Here is an 18,481-nt window from a genome sequence, read left to right as displayed (position 1 = left end):
TTTATCTATGCCGCTTACGAAGGTTTTCTATCACCGCCGTTAAATCCAGCTCCTGATCCTGCAGCAGTACCAGCAGGTGATACATCAAATCCGACGCTTCATTGGTCAACTCCTCGCGGTCATGTACCGTGGCGGCCAGCGCGGTTTCAACGCCTTCCTCACCCACCTTCTGCGCAATACGCTTGGTGCCGCTGGCGTACAGCTTCGCGGTATAGGAGCTCTCAGGATCCGCTGTTTTACGCTCAGCCAGTAACTGTTCCAGTTGATACAGGAACAACCACTGGTGGCTTGCCTCACCGAAGCAACTGCTGGTGCCTTTATGGCAGGTCGGGCCAATCGGATTGGCCAGTACCAGCAGGGTGTCGTTATCGCAGTCAGGCGTAATGTTGACCACATTCAGGAAATGGCCCGAGGTTTCACCCTTGGTCCACAGACGCTGTTTCGTGCGGGAGTAAAAGGTCACTTTGCCGCTGTCGAGTGTTTTTGCCAGCGCGTCCTGGTTCATATACCCCAGCATCAGCACTTCGCCTGAAACCGCATGCTGCACAACCACCGGCAGTAATCCGTCGGTTTTTTCCCAGTCCAGCTGTGCCTGTTGTTGCTCTGTTAACATACCCTGATCTCCACGCCCTGGTCGGCCAGGTACGTTTTTAACTCACCAATATTGATAATCTGTTTGTGGAACACGGAGGCGGCCAGCGCGCCATCCACGTTCGCGTCGCGGAAGGCTTCCAGGAAGTGCTCCATGGTGCCCGCGCCGCCGGAGGCAATCAGCGGTACGTGGCAGACCGCACGGACTTTTTTCAGTTGCTCAAGGTCATACCCGTTACGCACGCCGTCCTGGTTCATCATGTTCAACACGATTTCGCCCGCGCCGCGCTTCTGCACTTCCTGCACCCAGTCGAGCGTCTCCCACTGCGTCACACGTGTCCGGCTCTCATCGCCGGTATACTGGTTGACGTGATATTTACCCGTAGCGGCGTCATACCAGGTGTCGATTCCCACGACAATACACTGCACGCCAAAGCGATCGGCGAGACGGGTAATCAGCTCCGGGTCGGCCAGGGCAGGGGAGTTGATGGAGATCTTGTCGGCACCAAACGAGAGAATTTTGGCGGCGTCGTCAGCAGACTTAATCCCGCCCGCCACGCAGAAGGGGATGTCAATCACTTCTGCCACGCGCGCGACCCAGCTTTTGTCCACCACGCGGCCATCGCTGGAGGCGGTGATATCGTAAAATACCAGCTCATCTGCGCCTTCATCGGCATAGCGTTTTGCCAGCGGGACGATATCGCCGATGATCTCGTGGTTGCGGAACTGCACGCCTTTTACCACCTGGCCGTCACGTACGTCCAGGCAAGGGATTATCCGTTTTGCCAGCATTGAATCGCCTCCGTCACAGTAAATTTTCCTTCCAGCAGGGCCCGGCCCACTATCACGCCCTTCACACCAGTCCCGCGCAGCGCGGCGATATCGGCTAAGTCACCGATGCCGCCAGATGACTGGAACGCCACCTGCGGATAACGGGCGCAGACTTCTTCGTATAACGAAACGTTGGAGCCGGCCAGCGTGCCGTCGCGGGAGATATCCGTGCACAGAACGTGCTTCAGGCCAACGGGAAGATACATCTCGACCAGCGCTTCCAGCGTTATGCCGGAGTTTTCCTGCCAGCCGCTGACCGCCACCTGTTTATTACCCTGTTCATCAATGCGCACGTCCAGCGCCAGTACCAGCGCGTCGGCACCAAAACGACGGAACCAGCCTTTTACGGTCTCAGGCTCTTTCACCGCGGTAGAACCGACCACCACACGCGCCACGCCTGCCTCCAGCAGTGCTGCGACGTCGTCTTCCGTACGCACGCCGCCGCCAACCTGGACGGGCACATCAACACCGGCAACCAGATTTTTCAGCAGGGGGATCTGGCGTTTCGCCGGATCTTTCGCGCCGGTCAAATCCACAAGATGCAGGACCTGCGCACCCTGCGCGGCATACTCCTGCAGGCGCGGCAGCGGGTCGTTCCCGTAGTCGCGCTGCTGGCCATAATCACCCTGATGGAGACGGACAACCGTGCCGTCAATTAAATCTAAAGCGGGAATAATCATCACATCTCCAGGAAGTTTTTCAGCAGCTGCGCGCCCGCTGCGCCAGAGCGCTCCGGGTGAAACTGTACGCCGAAGAAATTGTCTTTCTGCACGGCCGCAGTGAACGCCTCGCCGTAGTTGCACTGGGCGATCGTATTCGCGTTCACCGGCATGGCGTAGCTGTGCACGAAGTAGAAATATGCCCCGTCTTCAATGCCGCGGAACAGGCGGTCGCCCGCTTTGGCGTAGACGCGGTTCCAGCCCATGTGCGGCAGAGGCAGGCCGTGGTCGGTCATTCTCGGCACGTCTTCGTCGATAATGCCCAGCAGGTCAACGCCGTTACTCTCTTCGCTGCGACGTCCCAGAAGCTGCATGCCTAAGCAAATCCCCAGCACCGGCTGGGTACAGGCTTTGATCAGATCGACCAGCTCGCGCGCGTGGATCTGGTCCATCGCCGCCTGCGCGGTGCCAACCCCCGGCAGGAATAATTTATCGGCGCGCAGCACCACGTCCGGGTCACGGCTGACCACCGGCTCGTAGCCGTGGCGGGTGATGGCCGACTTTACGGAGTTCAGGTTGGCGCATCCGGTATCCAGAATCACCACATTCATTACAGCACTCCTTTCGATGAAGGCAGGGCGTCACCTTCCACGCGGATCGCCTGGCGAAGGGTACGGCCGAAGGCCTTGAAGAGACTCTCTACGCGGTGGTGGTCGTTCTTGCCCTTGGTCTTCAGGTGCAGCGTCAGGCCCATGGTGTAGGACAGTGAGCGGAAGAAGTGCTCCACCATTTCGGTGCTCAGATCGCCCACGCGCTGGTAGTTGAAGTCTGCTTTATATTCCAGGTGCGGACGTCCGGAGATATCCATGGCGCAGCGCGCCAGGCATTCGTCCATCGGCAGAACGAAGCCAAAACGGTTAATACCGCGCTTATCGCCGAGCGCCAGCTTCAGCGCTTCACCCAGCGCCAGGCCGGTATCTTCCACGGTGTGGTGATCGTCAATGTACAGGTCGCCTTTGACCGTGATCTCCATGCGGAAACCGCCGTGGGTGGCAATCTGGTCCAGCATGTGGTCGAAGAAACCGACGCCGGTGTGGATCTTGCTGCCGCCTTCACGGTCCAGCCAGACCTTCACGTCAATCTGCGTCTCTTTGGTGTTGCGCTCAACGTGGGAAAAGCGGTCACGTTTGGTCAGCTGCTCGCCAATCATCGCCCAGTTAAGGTTGTTGCGGTCATAACGCAGCCCCGCGATGCCCATGTTTTCCGCCAGCGTGATATCGGTGATGCGATCGCCGATGACATAGCTGTTGGTTTTATCCAGCACATCTTCCGCCAGATAGCGTTCTACCAGCTTCACTTTTGGCTTACGGCAGTCGCACTCATCGGCTGGCATGTGCGGGCAAATCAGCACCTCATCAAAGACCACGCCCTGAGAGGTGAGCACCTGCATCATCAGATTATGCGGGCCGTCAAAATCCGCCTGCGGGAAGCTGTCGGTACCCAGACCGTCCTGGTTGGTGATCATCACCAGCTTAAAGCCTGCTTTTTGCAGCTTCAGCAGCACCGGGATCACGTCGGGTTCAAAAGCCAGCTTGTCGAAACGATCGACCTGAAAATCGGCTGGTGGCTCCGAAATAAGGGTGCCGTCGCGATCGATAAAAAGGATCTTCTGGGTCATACTTTCTCCGCTTTCAGGGCGTCAATCACGCGCTGGCTCTCTGCGCGAGTGCCTACGGTAATGCGCAGGCAACCGCTCAGGGAAGGTTGTTTATTCTGGTCTCGTAAGATAATGCCCTGATCCCATAAAGATTTAAATACGGCGCTGGAAGCGGTGAAGCGCACCAGGATGTAGTTGGTTTCCGAGTCGAAGACCTGCTCCACGCAAGGAATCTCTTTCAGGGCGGTCACCAGATACTGACGCTCCTCAAGGATCTGCGCCACACGTTCGCGCATCGCGTTGATCCCCTGCGGGGTCAGCGCCTGGGCCGCAATGTCGGCAACCGGCGTGGAGAGCGGGTACGGGGCAATCACTTTCAGCAGCAGGTCGATGACTTCTTTATTCGCCAGGGTAAATCCGCAGCGCAGACCCGCGAGGGCAAAGGCTTTCGACAGCGTACGCAGTACCACCAGGTGTGGATACTCTTCCAGCCAGCCTGCCAGCGTCGCCTGCGGACAGAACTCAATGTAGGCTTCGTCGGCCACCACCAGGGCTTTACCGCGCGTCATCTCCAGCAGGGTACGGATATCCTGCGGGTTAATAATCTGCCCGGTCGGGTTGTTTGGGCTGCAGACAAACACCACTTTTACGCCGTCGAGATTGTCGGCAATCCCCTGCAGATCCAGCTGCCAGTTCTCCAGAGAGAGCACGTTACGGCACGCCACGCCGAAGGTTTCTGCGCTGACGCTGTACATGCCGTAGGTCGGCTGGCAGTACATCACGGCATCTTTGCCCGGCTCGCAGAACGCGCGGATCAGCAGTTCAATACCCTCGTCGGCTCCGCGGCTGACCAGCACCTGCTCTGGCTTCACCCCTGCGTACTGCGCGTAGTTCTCAATCACCGCTTTCGGCTGACACTCCGGATAACGGTTCAGCGTCTGCTGCGACAGCTCAAACTGCACCGCGGTCGGGAATTCGTTGGCGTTCAGCCAGACATCTCCTTTGCCCCCCAGACGGCGTGCAGACTGGTAAGGCGTCAGGCGACGGACATTTTCGCGGGCTAATTCTTCAATGTTCATGCTTGCTCCTTCAGGGCTGCAACGCGCAGCGTAACGGCATTTTTGTGAGCGGTCAGGCGCTCGGCGGCGGCCAGCGTCTCAATGGTGGATGCCAGTGAGGCAAACCCTTCGCGGGAGAGTTCCTGCACGGTCATGCGTTTCTGGAAATCCGCCAGGCCCAGGCTGGAACAGGTTGAGGTATAGCCATACGTCGGCAGAACGTGGTTGGTGCCGGAGGCGTAATCGCCAGCGGATTCCGGAGACCAGTCGCCGAGGAACACCGAGCCTGCGCTGGTGATGCTGTCGACCAGCTCGCGCGCGTTACGGGTCTGAATAATCAGGTGCTCCGGGCCGTACTGGTTGGAGATGGCAATGCACTGCGCCAGATCGCGCGCCACAATCAGGCGGCTGGCCGCTAACGCCTGGCGTGCCGTGTCGGCGCGGGGCAGGTCGGCAAGCTGGCGCTCGACGGCTTCGCCAACGCGCGTGGCCATATCGGCATCCGGAGTCAGGAGGATCACCTGCGAGTCCGGGCCGTGTTCCGCCTGGGAAAGCAGGTCAGACGCCACGAAATCTGGCGTTGCGCCGCTGTCGGCAATCACCAGCACTTCAGACGGGCCGGCAGGCATGTCAATGGCCGCGCCGTCCAGACGCTGGCTGACCTGGCGCTTGGCTTCGGTCACGAAGGCATTACCCGGGCCAAAAATTTTGTCGACCTTCGGAATGGATTCGGTGCCAAACGCCAGGGCAGAAATCGCCTGTGCGCCGCCCACTTTATAGACCGCCTGCACACCGCACAGTTTTGCCGCGTAGAGAATTTCATCGGCAATGGGCGGTGGGGAGCAGAGCACCACTTTCTGGCAACCGGCGATGCGCGCCGGGGTGGCCAGCATCAGGACGGTGGAGAACAGGGGAGCCGAACCGCCGGGAATATAGAGCCCCACAGACGCGACCGGACGGGTTACCTGCTGACAACGCACGCCGGGCAGGGTTTCGACATCCACGGTCTGCAGCTTCTGCGCGGTGTGGAAGGTATCGATGTTTTTCACCGCGACGGCCATCGCCTGCTTGATGTCATCCCCCAGACGATTGCTGGCATCCAGGATTTCCTGCTCGGTCACCCTCAATGCGCCGACGTCCGTCTTATCAAATTTTGCGCTGTATTCACGCAGCGCGTCATCGCCACGGGCTTTGACGTTATCCAGGATCTCCGCCACGGTGCGTGAGATGCTCTCGGAAGCGGAAATCGCCGGGCGCATCAGCAGCTCGCGCTGTTGCGCGTCGCTACAGGTATTCCAGTCGATGATTGTGTTAAAGCTCATGGCAATTACTCCATCATCTTCTCAATTGGCAGCACCAGGATGGAGCTTGCCCCCAGCGCCTTCAGTTTTTCCATGGTTTCCCAGAACAGGGTTTCGCTACTCACCATGTGCATCGCGACGCGCTGCTGATCGCCCGCCAGCGGCAGGATGGTCGGGCGCTCAGCGCCTGGCAGGAGGGCAATCACCTCATCCAGACGCTCGGTCGGAGCGTGCATCATGATGTATTTGGATTCACGCGCCTGAATCACGCCCTGAATACGGGTCAGGAGTTTGTCGATCAGCTGTTGCTTGGCATCGGCCATCTCGCCGTCACGCTGGATCAGGCATGCTTTGGAGCGGTAGATCACTTCCACTTCGCGCAGGCCGTTCGCTTCCAGCGTCGCGCCGGTGGAAACCAGGTCACAGATGGCGTCCGCCAGACCCGCGCGCGGAGCCACTTCAACTGAGCCGTTCAGCAGACAGGATTTAAACTGCACGCCTTTCTGGTCCAGGTAACGCTTTAACAGGTGAGGGTAGGAGGTGGCGATACGTTTACCGTTCAGCGCGGCCGGGCCGTCCCAGGCTTCATCAACCGGCGTCGCCAGCGACAGGCGGCAACCGCCGAAATCCAGACGACGCAGGGTGAAGTAACGCGGATCTTCCCCTTGCGCACGGCGGGTCAGCAGCTCTTCTTCCAGCACGTTTTCACCGATGATGCCAAGGTCAACGACGCCATCCATGACCAGGCCGGGAATATCGTCATCACGCACGCGCAGAATGTCGATGGGCATGTTTTCAGCCAGAGCAATCAGGCGCTGGGTGTGCAGGTTGATTTTAATCCCGCAGCGGGCCAGCAGTTCGCGTGAATCATCACTTAAACGGCCTGATTTTTGAATAGCTATGCGTAAGCGTGAGTTATCTAACATTCTTTATTCCTCGTTAACCTGTTTTAACCTGTCTGAATTCGGTCCAAAAAAAAGCCCCCGGAAGAAGATCTTCCGGGGGCTTTCTCATGCGTTCATGCACCACTGGAAGATCCAAACGTCTTCCAGCACACATCGCCTGAAAGACTAGTCAGGATGATGGTGATGATGGTGGTGTTTAAATTGAACGCGTGTCATATAAATTCTCGATGAATGCTTATTCATTTGATGTCTTTTAACCTAAACCAGTTGTGCGACATATTGCAAGGGCTTTTTTTGATCATTAATTCATTTCATATTGATGCTATGAATTGTGTGTTCTGCCGGGCTGGCGTAGCCTTATGAAAGACGAGTGAGAGTCAGGAGAATTCGCATGAAAAAGGTCGCGATTGTCGGTTTAGGGTGGCTGGGAATGCCGCTGGCGATGTCATTAGCCGCAAAAGGCTGGCAGGTGACCGGAAGCAAAACCACAGCGGATGGGGTCGAGGCAGCGCGCATGTGCGGTATTGATGGCGTTGAGCTGCGTCTTGAGCCGGAGCTGATATGTGATGCTGACGATCTGGACACGCTGATGAACGTCGATGCGCTGGTGATCACCTTACCCGCCCGGCGCAGCGGGCCGGGTGAGTCATTTTATCTGCAGGCGATGCAGGAGATTGTCGACAGCGCACTGGCGCACCATGTTCCCCGCATTATTTTTACCAGTTCGACCTCTGTCTATGGCGAGGTGGAAGGCGTCGTAAAAGAGACTTCCGAGCGCCGTCCCGTGACCGCGAGCGGGCAGGTTCTGAAAGAGCTGGAAGACTGGCTGCATAATCTGCCCGGTACGCAGGTTGATATTGTGCGTCTGGCGGGACTGGTTGGACCCGGGCGCCATCCGGGACGTTTTTTTGCCGGTAAGTCTGCGCCAGACGGTCAGCATGTCGTCAATCTGGTGCATTTAGACGATGTGATTGCCGCGATTGAACTACTCTTACAGGCTCCAAAAGGTGGACACATCTATAATATATGTGCACCGTCTCATCCGACGCGCAGCACGTTTTACCCGCTGATGGCACGTCAGTTGGGTCTGGCTCCGCCGGTTTTTGGGGAAGCAAAGGATGGTGGTAAAGGCAAAGTTGTTGATGGCAATCGCATTTGTCATGAGCTGGGGTTTGAGTATCAGTATCCCGATCCGCTGGTGATGCCCATGGAATAAGTCCCGCAGCGGAGACGATCGCACACCAGAAGGGGGGCGAGCATGAAACCGCTGCTGGATGTTCTAATTATTCTGGATGCACTGGAAAAAGAGGGGAGCTTTGCGGCTGCGTCGGCAAAGCTCTTCAAAACCCCTTCCGCGCTGAGCTACACCGTTCAAAAGCTGGAAAGCGATCTCAATATTCAGATCCTCGATCGCTCCGGGCATCGCGCGCGGTTCACCCGTACCGGACAAATGCTGCTGGAAAAAGGACGTGAAGTCCTCCATACCGTTCGCGAACTGGAAAAACAGGCCGTTAAGCTTCATCAGGGGTGGGAAAACGAGCTGGTGATTGGCGTGGATGACACCTTTCCCTTTTCTCTCCTGACGCCGTTGATTGAGGCCTTCTACCAGCACCACAGCGTGACCCGGCTTATTTTCATCAATGGCGTGCTGGGCGGATCCTGGGATGCCTTAACCCAGGGCAGGGCAGACATTTTTGTTGGTGCACTCCATGAGCCTCCCCAGTTGAGTGATTTTGGTTTTGCCCGCCTGGGCGTGCTGGAGCAGGTCTTCGCCGTGGCGCCACATCATCCGCTGGCGCAGGAGCCTGAACCTATAAACCGGCGCGTGATTAAGGGTTACCGCGCAATAGTGGTTGGCGACAGTTCGCGTCCGGAATGTGCGGTTTCCTCGCAACTGCTTGATGAACAGGAAGCGATTACCGTTTTTGACTTTAAAACCAAGCTGGAGCTGCAGATAAGCGGTCTGGGTTGCGGCTATTTACCCCGCTATCTGGCGCAGCGCTTTATCGATAGCGGTGCGCTTGTTGAAAAACAGGTACTTGCTCAAAACAGCAACGAATCGGTGTGGGTGGGCTGGAATGAACAGACCGCCGGGCTGGCCAGTGCCTGGTGGCGGGACGAAATTTTAGCAAATAGTGCTATCGCTGCTGTTTATGCTCAGGGCAGTGTCGAGAAATCAGCCAGTTAGCAAAAAGAAAATTCCCCGCTGCGTTGCAAAGTATTGCCTTTTGTATCCGATGTGGGGCAAAATGCCGCCGCTGCAACCAAATGAATAATCGACGATATAAAAGGCGTCGGTTATTTTTTTTTGCATGTACGAAACGAAACTAAAAACCAAGAGGCCGGGCTTCGTACCGGATAGATATTTACTAAAATCCGACAGTTGTTGTCGCTGAGGAAGAAAGAAATGGGGCAATTTTTCGCTTACGTGGCGGTTATCACCGTAAAGGAGAATAACTATGTCGCATAACGCAACTCCAAACACCTCTCGCGTGGAATTACGTAAAACGCTTACGTTGATTCCGGTTGTCATGATGGGTCTGGCCTATATGCAACCAATGACGCTGTTTGATACATTCGGTATCGTATCAGGCCTCACTGACGGTCATGTGCCGACGGCTTACGCCTTCGCGCTGGTGGCGATCCTCTTTACCGCGCTGAGCTACGGTAAACTGGTGCGTCGCTATCCGTCTGCGGGTTCCGCCTACACCTATGCCCAGAAATCCATCAGCCCGACAGTAGGCTTTATGGTGGGCTGGTCTTCGCTGCTCGACTATCTGTTCGCGCCGATGATCAACATTCTGCTGGCAAAAATCTATTTTGAAGCGCTGGTGCCGTCGATTCCATCCTGGATGTTCGTCGTGGCGCTGGTGGCCTTTATGACCGCCTTTAACCTGCGCAGCATTAAGTCTGTCGCCAACTTTAACTCCGTTATCGTTGTGCTTCAGGTTGTGCTGATTGCCGTTATTCTTGGCATGGTGATCTACGGTGTGTTCCACGGCGAAGGCGCGGGTACGCTGGCGAGCAGCAAGCCGTTCTGGTCTGGTGATGCGCATGTGATCCCGATGATTACCGGGGCGACCATTCTCTGCTTCTCCTTTACCGGTTTTGACGGGATCAGCAACCTGTCTGAGGAAACCAAAGATGCAGAGCGCGTGATCCCGCGTGCTATCTTCCTGACGGCGCTGATTGGTGGTCTGATCTTTATTTTCTCGACCTATTTCCTGCAGCTGTACTTCCCGGATATCTCCCGCTTCAAGGATCCGGATGCGTCTCAGCCGGAAATTATGCTCTATGTGGCGGGTAAAGCGTTCCAGGTTGGCGCGCTGATCTTCTCCACCATCACTGTACTGGCGTCCGGTATGGCCGCTCATGCAGGCGTTGCGCGTCTGATGTACGTTATGGGTCGTGATGGCGTATTCCCGAAAAGCTTCTTCGGCTACGTTCACCCAACCTGGCGTACCCCGGCGATGAACATCATCCTGGTGGGGGCTATTGCGCTTCTGGCAATCAATTTTGACCTGGTGATGGCAACGGCGCTGATTAACTTCGGTGCGCTGGTGGCGTTCACCTTTGTTAACCTGTCGGTTATCTCTCAGTTCTGGATCCGTGAAAAGCGCAACAAAACGTTGAAAGATCACTTCCAGTATCTGTTCCTGCCGATGTGTGGTGCGCTGACCGTAGGTGCGCTGTGGGTTAACCTGGAAGAGAGCTCAATGGTGCTTGGCCTGATCTGGGCGGGTATCGGCCTGGTTTATCTGGCCTGCGTCACGAAGAGCTTCCGTAACCCGGTTCCGCAGTACGAAGACGTCGCGTAATACTGTGTCGGGTGGCGGCTACGCCTTACCCGACCTACAAAACCCGTAGGCCCGCGTAAGCGCTGCGCCAACGGGCAAAAAAAGCCGGAGACATCGCCTCCGGCTTTTTTTATACCCATCGGTCAAACTATCTCTTGCGCGTACTGGAACAGAGATTTCAACAGTGCCTGTTTCTCAGCATTCCCTTCATACTGGCCGTAAAGCATCTCCAGCTCCTGTGCATAGCTGTGCAGGTACTCTGGCGTAAACACGTTGCGACGATGCTGCAGCCAGCGTTCCTGTTCCGCTTCATCCAGCGTGCCGGGGAAGTTACGCGCCCGGTAATTAAACATCAATTTTTCGATGCGTTTATCGGCGAAAGTGATATCCAGCGCCGGTAAGTTACGCGGCTCGGTTTGCAGAACGATATTCATGGCCGCGCGATCGGCATCGCTGAAGAACCCATTGTACAGCTGAGCATCCACGTTTTCAGACGGCACAAATGGCTCGGCTTCGGCAAAAATGGCCACCACTTTCTCCCGCACCTGCGGATTTTCACGCAGTACTTTCAGGTTATCGAGGCAGTGCTGGCGGTTAATGCCCAGCCTGTCCGCATCTTCCGGTCGCAGCGTATTCGCCTGCGCCAGGACCGGGCATTTGTTGATATGCACCAGTTTGACCGGTACCGCAGGCAGATCGCCGAGTTCATTTTTCGGCGTGTACAGCCGTTCGCGCAGGGTATCGCTGTCGAGCTCCAGCAGCGGTGAAATATCACCGGCTAAATCCACCATGATGACCGCATTACGGTTGTCCGGATGCCACGCCAGCGGGGCAACCCAGCTGGTATTGCCGCGCCAGGCACCAAACATGCCGGAAATATGCACCAGGGGTTTCATCTGCGGTACGTCGATAAGGGTCATGAGTTTCTGCTTGTTGCGATGGCTCAGCAGATACTCAAACAGCCGGGGCTGTGCAGTTTTCACCAGTTTCGCCATGGCAATGGTGGCATAGACGTCCGCCATCGCGTCGTGGGCATTGCTGTGCTCAATGCCGTTGGCGCGCGTCAGGTGCTCCAGCCGGAAGCTGGGGAGTCCTTCTTCATTTTCGGGCCAGATGATGCCTTCAGGACGCAGGGCATAACAGGCGCGCATGATGTCGAGCAAATCCCAGCGCGAATTGCGGTTCTGCCAGCTCCAGGCATAGGGATCGTAGAAGTTACGATAGAAGATGTTGCGCGTCACTTCATCATCAAAACGGATGTTGTTGTACCCCACCACGCAGGTATGGGGAACGGTAAACAGATCGTGTATGCGGCGGGCGAACTCTGCCTCGTTAACGCCTTTCTCCCGCGCTTCCTGAGGGGTGATCCCGGTGACCATCACCGCGCCGGGCTGAGGCAGATAGTCATCCGCGGGTTTGCAGTAAAAAACCTCAGGCTCGCCAATGATGTTGAATTCGTCGTCGGTGCGGATGGCGGCAAACTGCGCCGGTCGGTCCAGCGCCGGGTGTGTGCCAAAGGTTTCGTAGTCGTGGAATAAAAAAGTCGGGCGTGCGGCAGAGTCAGACACCAGTAATACCATCCTGTTAAAAATTGACGTCACTATGGTAAACGATCGTGCGGGTCAGACCGAATAAAAAGCGCCGCTGCGTCGCAAATTTGCGCGTCGTCTTCAGAGAAAAATATGCGTTCTGTCACATTTTTTTGCAATTAAGCCAGGTAACGACAGCGGAACTCCCGTAAAAAGGTCATCGATTTTTAATGACCTGAGGATATACCGTTGAAACGCCGTCTGTTTATTGCTGTTTCTTTACTCGCTTCGAGTGTCTCATCTGCCTTTGCGGCCGAACCACTGGATTTTTCGCCGCAGCCTCCGGCCATTCAGGCGGGCTCCTGGGTGCTGATGGATTACACGACTGGTCAGATCTTAACGGCGGGCAACGAACATCAACAACGTAATCCGGCGAGCCTGACCAAGCTGATGACGGGCTATGTGGTGGATCGGGCCATTGACAGCCATCGTATCTCGCCGGACGACATTGTCACCGTCGGCCGTGATGCGTGGGCCAAAGGGAACCCGGTTTTTGACGGATCGTCGCTCATGTTCCTGAAAGAGGGCGATCGTGTCTCCGTACGCGATTTGAGCCGCGGTCTGATTGTCGATTCCGGTAACGACGCCTGCGTGGCGCTGGCCGATCACGTGGCGGGCGGCCAGCCGCAGTTTGTGAAGATGATGAATGACTATGTACAAAAGCTGAACCTGCGCGATACGCACTTTGAAACCGTCCACGGTCTGGACGCGCCGGGCCAGCACAGTTCGGCCTACGATTTAGCCGTCCTCTCCCGGGCCATCATCCACGGCGAGCCTGAGTTTTACCATATGTACAGCGAAAAGAGCCTTACCTGGAACGGGATCACCCAGCAAAACCGCAACGGTCTGCTGTGGGATAAAACCATGAATGTGGACGGGCTGAAAACGGGGCATACCTCGGGGGCTGGCTTTAACCTGATTGCGTCTGCCGTTGACGGTCAGCGTCGTTTGATTGCTGTGGTCATGGGCGCGGACAGCCCGAAAGGGCGTGAGGACCAGGCCCGGAAACTCTTGCACTGGGGGCAGCAGAATTTCGATACCGTCCAGATCCTGCATAACGGTAAAAAGGTGGGGACAGAGCGAATCTGGTACGGCGATAAAGAACAGGTGAAACTGGGCACCGACCAGGACTTCTGGCTGGCCCTGCCGAAAGCGGAAGTGCCAAACATCAAAGCTAAGTACGTGCTGGACAAAAAAGAGCTGGAAGCACCGATTGCCGCGCATCAGCGGGTCGGGGAGATCCAGCTCTATGATCGCGACAAAGTGGTGGCGCACTGGCCGCTGGTGACGCTGGAAGCCGTTGATAAAGGCGGCATGTTCTCCCGCCTGAGCGATTATCTGCATCACGCGCTTTAAGTGCCGTTGAGCAGACTGGCAGGGTTGCGAGTCTGCTCACATAATAAACACTTCACGTTTGCTGAACCCGCACAATCCGCTTTATAGTGTATAAATATACAGTGATAAATGGAGGCAGCATGGACTACAGCATTAAGCAGCAACAGAAACGTAAGATTGCCGGTTTTCATTTGGTCGGGCCGTGGGAACATACGGTAAAACAGGGCTTTGAACAGCTGGTGATGTGGGTAGACGGGCGTCACATTCAGCCGCTGGAGTGGGTTGCGGTCTACTACGACAACCCGGATGAGGTCCCGGCAGAAAAATTGCGCTGTGATACGGCCGTCACGGTGCCGGACGATTTCATCATTCCGGAAAACAGTGAAGGCGTCATGATGACGGAAATCGCGGGCGGGGACTATGCTGTGGCAACGGCCCGCGTGGAAAACTACGACTTCGCGACGCCGTGGTACCAGTTCTTCAATTCCCTGTTGCAGGACAATAAATACCAGATGGCGCTCAAACCCTGCTTCGAGCGCTATCTCAATGACGGCAATGCAGACGGCTACTGGGATATTGAGATGTTTATCGCGGTAGAGCATAAACCCGTTTAAGCCTGTTAAATGAAGGGTTTTTCAGCCGGGAGCGATCCGCCCGGCTGAAAACACAGTACAATTGTGATTTGCCGTGTAGCTGGAGAGCGGGTGTGCGTCCCGACAAATCATTAACCCCTTTTGAAATTCGGTTATACAAACACTACCGCGTGGTGCATGGGTGTCGCATTGCGCTGGCGTTCGTATTGACGTTTGTACTGGTCCGTTTGCTGGATATCCCGGAAGGGACGTGGCCGCTGATCACGCTGGTGGTGGTGATGGGGCCCATCTCGTTTTGGGGAAACGTCGTCCCACGCGCCTTCGAGCGAATTGGTGGGACCGTGTCAGGCTCGGCACTTGGGCTTATCGCCCTGAAGCTGGAGCTTATTTCGTTTCCGGTCATGCTGGCATGGTGTGGTGCTGCCATGTTCCTGTGCGGCTGGCTGGCGCTGGGCAAAAAGCCATATCAGGCATTGCTGATTGGTATTACTCTCGCGGTGGTGGTCGGCGCCCCTGCCGGGGATATGACTACCGCGCTCTGGCGAAGCGGGGATGTTATCCTCGGTTCACTGCTGGCGATGCTCTTCACCGGTATCTGGCCGCAGCGCGCTTTCTTGCACTGGCGTATTCAGATGGCCAACTATGTGACCGCATTTAACCGCGTCTATCAGGCCGGTTTTTCTCCAAACCTGGTTGAACGTCCCCGGCTGGAAAAGCATCTGCAAACAATCCTCAACGACGTGGTCAAAATGCGCGGTCTGATCACGCCCGCCAGCAAGGAAACCCATATTCAGAAAGCGATTTTCGAAGCCATCCAGACGGTAAGCCGCAACCTGGTGTGCATGCTTGAGCTGCAAATCAATGCGCACTGGGCCTCGCGCCCCAGTCACCTGTTGATGCTTAACGCGCAGACCCTCAAAGAGACTCAGATGATGACGCAGCAAACGCTGTTGACCATCGCTCATGCGCTCTACGAAGGCAACCCGCAGCCGATCCTGGCGAACAGCGAACGTCTCAACGAAATCGTGGCGGAGCTGAAGCTGCTGATCAACGAGCGGCAGAGCGACAACGTGGCAGAAACGCCGATTCACGGTTATGTCTGGCTAAGCATGGAGCTGGCGCGACAGCTCGAGCTGTTATCGCACCTGATTTGCCGGGCGCTGCGCAAATAAAAGGCGTATGTGACGCCTGCTGCTTCGATTCAGCAGCAATTGGGGTTATGATAGCTTTAAACGATATAGCCATTGTCATTCGCAGCCGCTGTCAGTAAGGTTATTGTTACAACGGTTGCTTTAACGAATCCGAATCTCACATTATCAGGGGTGTAAAAATGGAAACTACCAAGCCTTCGTTCCAGGATGTTCTGGAATTCGTCCGCCTGTTCCGCCGCAAAAACAAGCTGCAGCGTGAAATCCAGGACGTTGAGAAGAAGATCCGTGACAACCAGAAACGTGTTCTGCTGCTCGACAACCTGAGCGACTACATCAAGCCGGGTATGAGCGTTGAAGCTATTCAGGGCATCATCGCCAGCATGAAGAGCGACTATGAAGACCGCGTTGATGACTACATCATCAAAAACGCTGAGCTGTCCAAAGAGCGTCGTGACATCTCTAAGAAGCTGAAAGTGATGGGCGAAATCAAAAACGGCGAAGCAAAAAGCGAGTAATCGCAACGAATCGTGAAAAAGGCTCTCTGGTGACAGAGAGCCTTTTTTTATGATTCAGAACGCGGCTGAAGCTGATAAATCCAGGCATTTACCCGTTTACCTTCATGGGTCGTCACCATGACCTCAACCCGATCGTAGCCGTCTTCAAATTCATCCAGCATTGGCCAGTGTGTGGCAAGGTTATCAGAGATAAACAGATAGCCTTCAACGCGGGGGCCATCCGGGTGGAGCACGATCCCCGGGAAATCAGCTGCAGCGCCCCAGCCGCGTTCGTAAAACGTGCCGGATACAAAGCCGGGCAGCCATTCGCCGCCGATGTTTTCCAGAATATGCGCATTTGAGTGGCCCGGGCGCAGCGTGCCGTAGACAAACAGAGCGTTCATTTTCCCCCATCCGCAAAGCAAAAAGCCTGCTTTAAAAGCAGGCTTTTTAAATTTGGCTCCTCTGACTGGACTCGAACCAGTGACATACGGATTAACAGTCCGCCGTTCTACCGACTGAACTACAGAGGAATCGTTGTGGAGGCTTATCTTAGCGGCGAAAAAAGTTTTGTCAAACCTGATCTTAGAGAAAAACGACTGATTGCTGATTCTGTCATCAGTTTGTTGTAAATCCACACATCTTTTTAAGGAAAATACTTTGCAGGATTAGCATTTGTCCCCCATCATTTGAAATGGAGTTTCAACTTTTCTCGCTAAGGTCCATTTTGAACGTCACTGCCTCCTTACGCCAGGCGATAACGCGTACGCCATGGTATGCAAAACGTAAAAGCTATCGTGTTCTGTTCTGGCGTGAAATCACCCCGCTTGCTGTGCCTATCTTTCTGGAAAACACCTGCGTTCTGTTAATGGGCGTGCTGAGCACTTTCCTGGTGAGCTGGCTGGGGAAAGAGGCGATGGCCGGGGTAGGGCTGGCGGACAGCTTTAACATGGTGGTGATCTCGTTCTTTGCCGCTATAGACCTCGGGACCACGGTGGTGGTGGCCTTTAGCCTTGGCAAGCTTGACCCCAAACGTGCCCGCGAGGCGGCCCGCCAGTCGCTGATGATCATGACTATTTTTTCGATCGTTCTGGCGGCCCTGATCCACTATTTCGGTAAAGAGATTATCGACTTTGTCGCCGGGGAAGCCACCAGTGAGGTAAAAGACCTGGCGCTGACCTATCTCGAGATGACCGTCATAAGCTACCCGGCGGCAGCCATTGCGCTGATTGGCAGCGGCGCGCTACGTGGGGCGGGTAATACCAAAATCCCGCTGCTGATCAACGGCGGAATGAATATCCTGAATATCATGATCAGCAGCGTGCTGATCTACGGCGTGTTCTCATGGGATGGACTGGGGTTCATCGGCGCCGGGCTGGGGTTAACCATTTCACGCTATATCGGTGCGGCGGCCATTATTGGGGTGCTGATGGCGGGGATCACGCCTTCGCTGCGTCTTACGCTGAAAAGCTATTTTCGCCCCTTTAATTTCGCCATTATCTGGGAAGTCATGGGGATTGGTATTCCCGCGAGCATTGAATCGGTGTTGTTTAACGGCGGGAAGCTGCTGACGCAGATGTTTGTCGCCGGGATGGGCACCGACGTTATCGCCGGTAACTTCATTGCCTTTTCCATTGCCTCGCTGATTAACCTGCCGGGTAACGCGCTGGGGTCGGCATCGACCATCATCACCGGGAAACGGCTCGGGAAAGGGCAGATAGGCCAGGCGGAGCGACAGTTGCGTCACGTGTTCTGGCTGTCGACGATTGGGCTGACGCTGATTGCCTGGGGCACTGCGCCGTTTGCCGGGCTGATGGCCTCGTTCTATACCCACGAAGATGACGTGAAAGAGGTCGTTAAAATCCTCATCTGGCTCAACGCGGCCTTTATGCCCATCTGGGCGGCCTCATGGGTACTGCCCGCCGGTCTGAAAGGCGCGCGGGACGCCCGTTTTGCGATGTGGGTTTCAATGCTTGGCATGTGGGGATGTCGCGTCGTTGCCGGGTATACGCTCGGGGTGATGCTCGGATGGGGCGTGATCGGCGTCTGGCTGGGGATGTTCCTCGACTGGGCCGTGCGCGGCGCGCTGTTCTACTGGCGCATGGTCAGCGGGCGCTGGCTGTGGAAATACCCGCGACAGAATGCCTGACAATTGCGCGAAATGGAGAATAATTCGGCAAACGATCGGAAATATGCATTCTGCCTTTGACATCATGGGGGAGCATCGATAATATGCGCCCCGTTCACACGATTCCTCTGTAGTTCAGTCGGTAGAACGGCGGACTGTTAATCCGTATGTCACTGGTTCGAGTCCAGTCAGAGGAGCCAAATTTAAAAAGCCTGCTTTTAAAGCAGGCTTTTTGCTTTTCTGCGCAAGGTAAATGCAAAACGGCAACCCGGTTGCCGTTTTTAGTGTGTGCACCCTCTCCCGTGGGAGAGGGTTGGGGTGAGCAGCTGTGTTTAAAGTCAACGGCTGACGACTAACCTGCCACCCATTTTTTATTGTCCCGCACCATCGCA

20 protein-coding genes, 2 tRNA genes and 1 other annotated feature are annotated in these 18,481 nt (G+C 55.8%); of the genes, 10 read left to right on the top strand and 12 right to left on the bottom strand.

The window, feature by feature from the left end; all coding sequences use genetic code 11:
* Position 1 precedes the first annotated feature (1 nt).
* The 9 genes from hisIE to hisL form a co-directional block, all read right to left on the bottom strand.
* On the bottom strand, positions 2-613 hold the full coding sequence (gene hisIE, locus GM298_RS22205; protein ID WP_045286287.1) for a bifunctional phosphoribosyl-AMP cyclohydrolase/phosphoribosyl-ATP diphosphatase HisIE: 612 nt from the start codon (positions 611-613) through the stop codon (positions 2-4).
* Positions 607-1,383, bottom strand: coding sequence for an imidazole glycerol phosphate synthase subunit HisF (gene hisF, locus GM298_RS22200; protein WP_023330862.1), 777 nt, complete (start codon positions 1,381-1,383; stop codon positions 607-609). The genes hisIE and hisF overlap by 7 nt, the downstream gene beginning before the upstream one ends.
* A complete protein-coding gene (hisA, locus tag GM298_RS22195) occupies positions 1,365-2,102 on the bottom strand; it encodes a 1-(5-phosphoribosyl)-5-[(5-phosphoribosylamino)methylideneamino]imidazole-4-carboxamide isomerase (protein WP_252086628.1) in 738 nt (245 codons plus the stop codon). Before hisA ends, hisF begins: the two co-directional genes overlap by 19 nt.
* Positions 2,102-2,692 (bottom strand): imidazole glycerol phosphate synthase subunit HisH, encoded by a 591-nt coding sequence (gene hisH / locus GM298_RS22190; protein WP_266155319.1) that lies wholly within the window; start codon positions 2,690-2,692, stop codon positions 2,102-2,104. Before hisH ends, hisA begins: the two co-directional genes overlap by 1 nt.
* Positions 2,692-3,759, bottom strand: a complete 1,068-nt coding sequence (gene hisB / locus GM298_RS22185; protein ID WP_058683304.1) for a bifunctional histidinol-phosphatase/imidazoleglycerol-phosphate dehydratase HisB — start codon at positions 3,757-3,759, stop codon at positions 2,692-2,694. The genes hisH and hisB overlap by 1 nt, the downstream gene beginning before the upstream one ends.
* On the bottom strand, positions 3,756-4,817 hold the full coding sequence (hisC, locus tag GM298_RS22180) for a histidinol-phosphate transaminase (protein ID WP_025759309.1): 1,062 nt from the start codon (positions 4,815-4,817) through the stop codon (positions 3,756-3,758). The genes hisB and hisC overlap by 4 nt, the downstream gene beginning before the upstream one ends.
* Positions 4,814-6,118 carry a histidinol dehydrogenase gene (gene hisD / locus GM298_RS22175; protein ID WP_025759308.1) on the bottom strand — a complete coding sequence of 435 codons (1,305 nt, stop codon included), beginning with the start codon at positions 6,116-6,118 and terminating at the stop codon, positions 4,814-4,816. Before hisD ends, hisC begins: the two co-directional genes overlap by 4 nt.
* 5 nt (positions 6,119-6,123) lie before the next feature.
* Entirely contained in the window at positions 6,124-7,023 is a 900-nt protein-coding gene (hisG, locus tag GM298_RS22170) for an ATP phosphoribosyltransferase (RefSeq protein ID WP_000886595.1), read from the bottom strand.
* Between the two features lie 45 nt (positions 7,024-7,068).
* Positions 7,069-7,192: a sequence feature (His leader region), on the bottom strand.
* On the bottom strand, positions 7,168-7,218 hold the full coding sequence (gene hisL, locus GM298_RS22165; protein ID WP_001364200.1) for a his operon leader peptide: 51 nt from the start codon (positions 7,216-7,218) through the stop codon (positions 7,168-7,170). (Overlaps the previous feature by 25 nt.)
* 175 nt (positions 7,219-7,393) lie before the next feature.
* On the opposite strand from hisL, the gene GM298_RS22160 reads away from it, so the two are divergent.
* The 4 genes from GM298_RS22160 (at position 7,394) to plaP (ending at position 10,820) form a co-directional block, all read left to right on the top strand.
* Positions 7,394-8,218 (top strand): SDR family oxidoreductase, encoded by an 825-nt coding sequence (locus tag GM298_RS22160; RefSeq protein ID WP_025759306.1) that lies wholly within the window; start codon positions 7,394-7,396, stop codon positions 8,216-8,218.
* 42 nt (positions 8,219-8,260) lie between these two features.
* Positions 8,261-9,190, top strand: a complete 930-nt coding sequence (locus GM298_RS22155; protein WP_025759305.1) for a LysR substrate-binding domain-containing protein — start codon at positions 8,261-8,263, stop codon at positions 9,188-9,190.
* 219 nt (positions 9,191-9,409) lie between these two features.
* Complete coding sequence (gene yoeI, locus GM298_RS22150; RefSeq protein WP_099458931.1) at positions 9,410-9,472, top strand: membrane protein YoeI; 63 nt, start codon at positions 9,410-9,412, stop codon at positions 9,470-9,472.
* Positions 9,462-10,820, top strand: coding sequence for a putrescine/proton symporter PlaP (plaP, locus tag GM298_RS22145; RefSeq protein WP_014832589.1), 1,359 nt, complete (start codon positions 9,462-9,464; stop codon positions 10,818-10,820). Before yoeI ends, plaP begins: the two co-directional genes overlap by 11 nt.
* Before the next feature lie 122 nt (positions 10,821-10,942).
* Here plaP and sbcB read toward each other — a convergent pair whose 3' ends face one another.
* Positions 10,943-12,379, bottom strand: a complete 1,437-nt coding sequence (gene sbcB, locus GM298_RS22140) for an exodeoxyribonuclease I (protein WP_407719140.1) — start codon at positions 12,377-12,379, stop codon at positions 10,943-10,945.
* 198 nt (positions 12,380-12,577) lie between these two features.
* Here sbcB and dacD point away from each other — a divergent pair, with 198 nt between their 5' ends.
* The 4 genes from dacD to GM298_RS22120 all read left to right on the top strand — a co-directional run bounded on the left by dacD (position 12,578) and on the right by GM298_RS22120 (position 15,982).
* Entirely contained in the window at positions 12,578-13,744 is a 1,167-nt protein-coding gene (gene dacD, locus GM298_RS22135) for a serine-type D-Ala-D-Ala carboxypeptidase DacD (protein WP_025759302.1), read from the top strand.
* A 119-nt stretch (positions 13,745-13,863) separates the two neighbouring features.
* Positions 13,864-14,337 carry a DNA gyrase inhibitor SbmC gene (sbmC, locus tag GM298_RS22130; RefSeq protein WP_025759300.1) on the top strand — a complete coding sequence of 158 codons (474 nt, stop codon included), beginning with the start codon at positions 13,864-13,866 and terminating at the stop codon, positions 14,335-14,337.
* A 92-nt stretch (positions 14,338-14,429) separates the two neighbouring features.
* Entirely contained in the window at positions 14,430-15,488 is a 1,059-nt protein-coding gene (locus GM298_RS22125) for an FUSC family protein (RefSeq protein ID WP_025759299.1), read from the top strand.
* 158 nt (positions 15,489-15,646) lie between these two features.
* A complete protein-coding gene (locus GM298_RS22120; RefSeq protein ID WP_008499467.1) occupies positions 15,647-15,982 on the top strand; it encodes a DUF496 family protein in 336 nt (111 codons plus the stop codon).
* A gap of 47 nt (positions 15,983-16,029) precedes the next feature.
* Here GM298_RS22120 and GM298_RS22115 read toward each other — a convergent pair whose 3' ends face one another.
* Positions 16,030-16,365: a gamma-glutamylcyclotransferase family protein gene (locus GM298_RS22115; RefSeq protein ID WP_095450349.1), complete on the bottom strand. Its 336-nt coding sequence runs from the start codon at positions 16,363-16,365 to the stop codon at positions 16,030-16,032.
* A gap of 53 nt (positions 16,366-16,418) precedes the next feature.
* Positions 16,419-16,494: transfer RNA gene (locus GM298_RS22110), tRNA-Asn, on the bottom strand.
* A gap of 161 nt (positions 16,495-16,655) precedes the next feature.
* On the opposite strand from GM298_RS22110, the gene emmdR reads away from it, so the two are divergent.
* Both emmdR and GM298_RS22100 read left to right on the top strand, forming a co-directional pair.
* Positions 16,656-18,110 (top strand): multidrug efflux MATE transporter EmmdR, encoded by a 1,455-nt coding sequence (emmdR, locus tag GM298_RS22105; RefSeq protein WP_120262340.1) that lies wholly within the window; start codon positions 16,656-16,658, stop codon positions 18,108-18,110.
* A 103-nt stretch (positions 18,111-18,213) separates the two neighbouring features.
* Positions 18,214-18,289 (top strand) — tRNA-Asn (locus GM298_RS22100).
* Positions 18,290-18,481 lie beyond the last annotated feature (192 nt).

It is taken from the genome of Enterobacter sp. HSTU-ASh6, from assembly GCF_026319105.1.
GTDB lineage: Bacteria > Pseudomonadota > Gammaproteobacteria > Enterobacterales > Enterobacteriaceae > Enterobacter > Enterobacter sichuanensis.
This window is presented reverse-complemented; position numbering and strand designations above follow the sequence as displayed.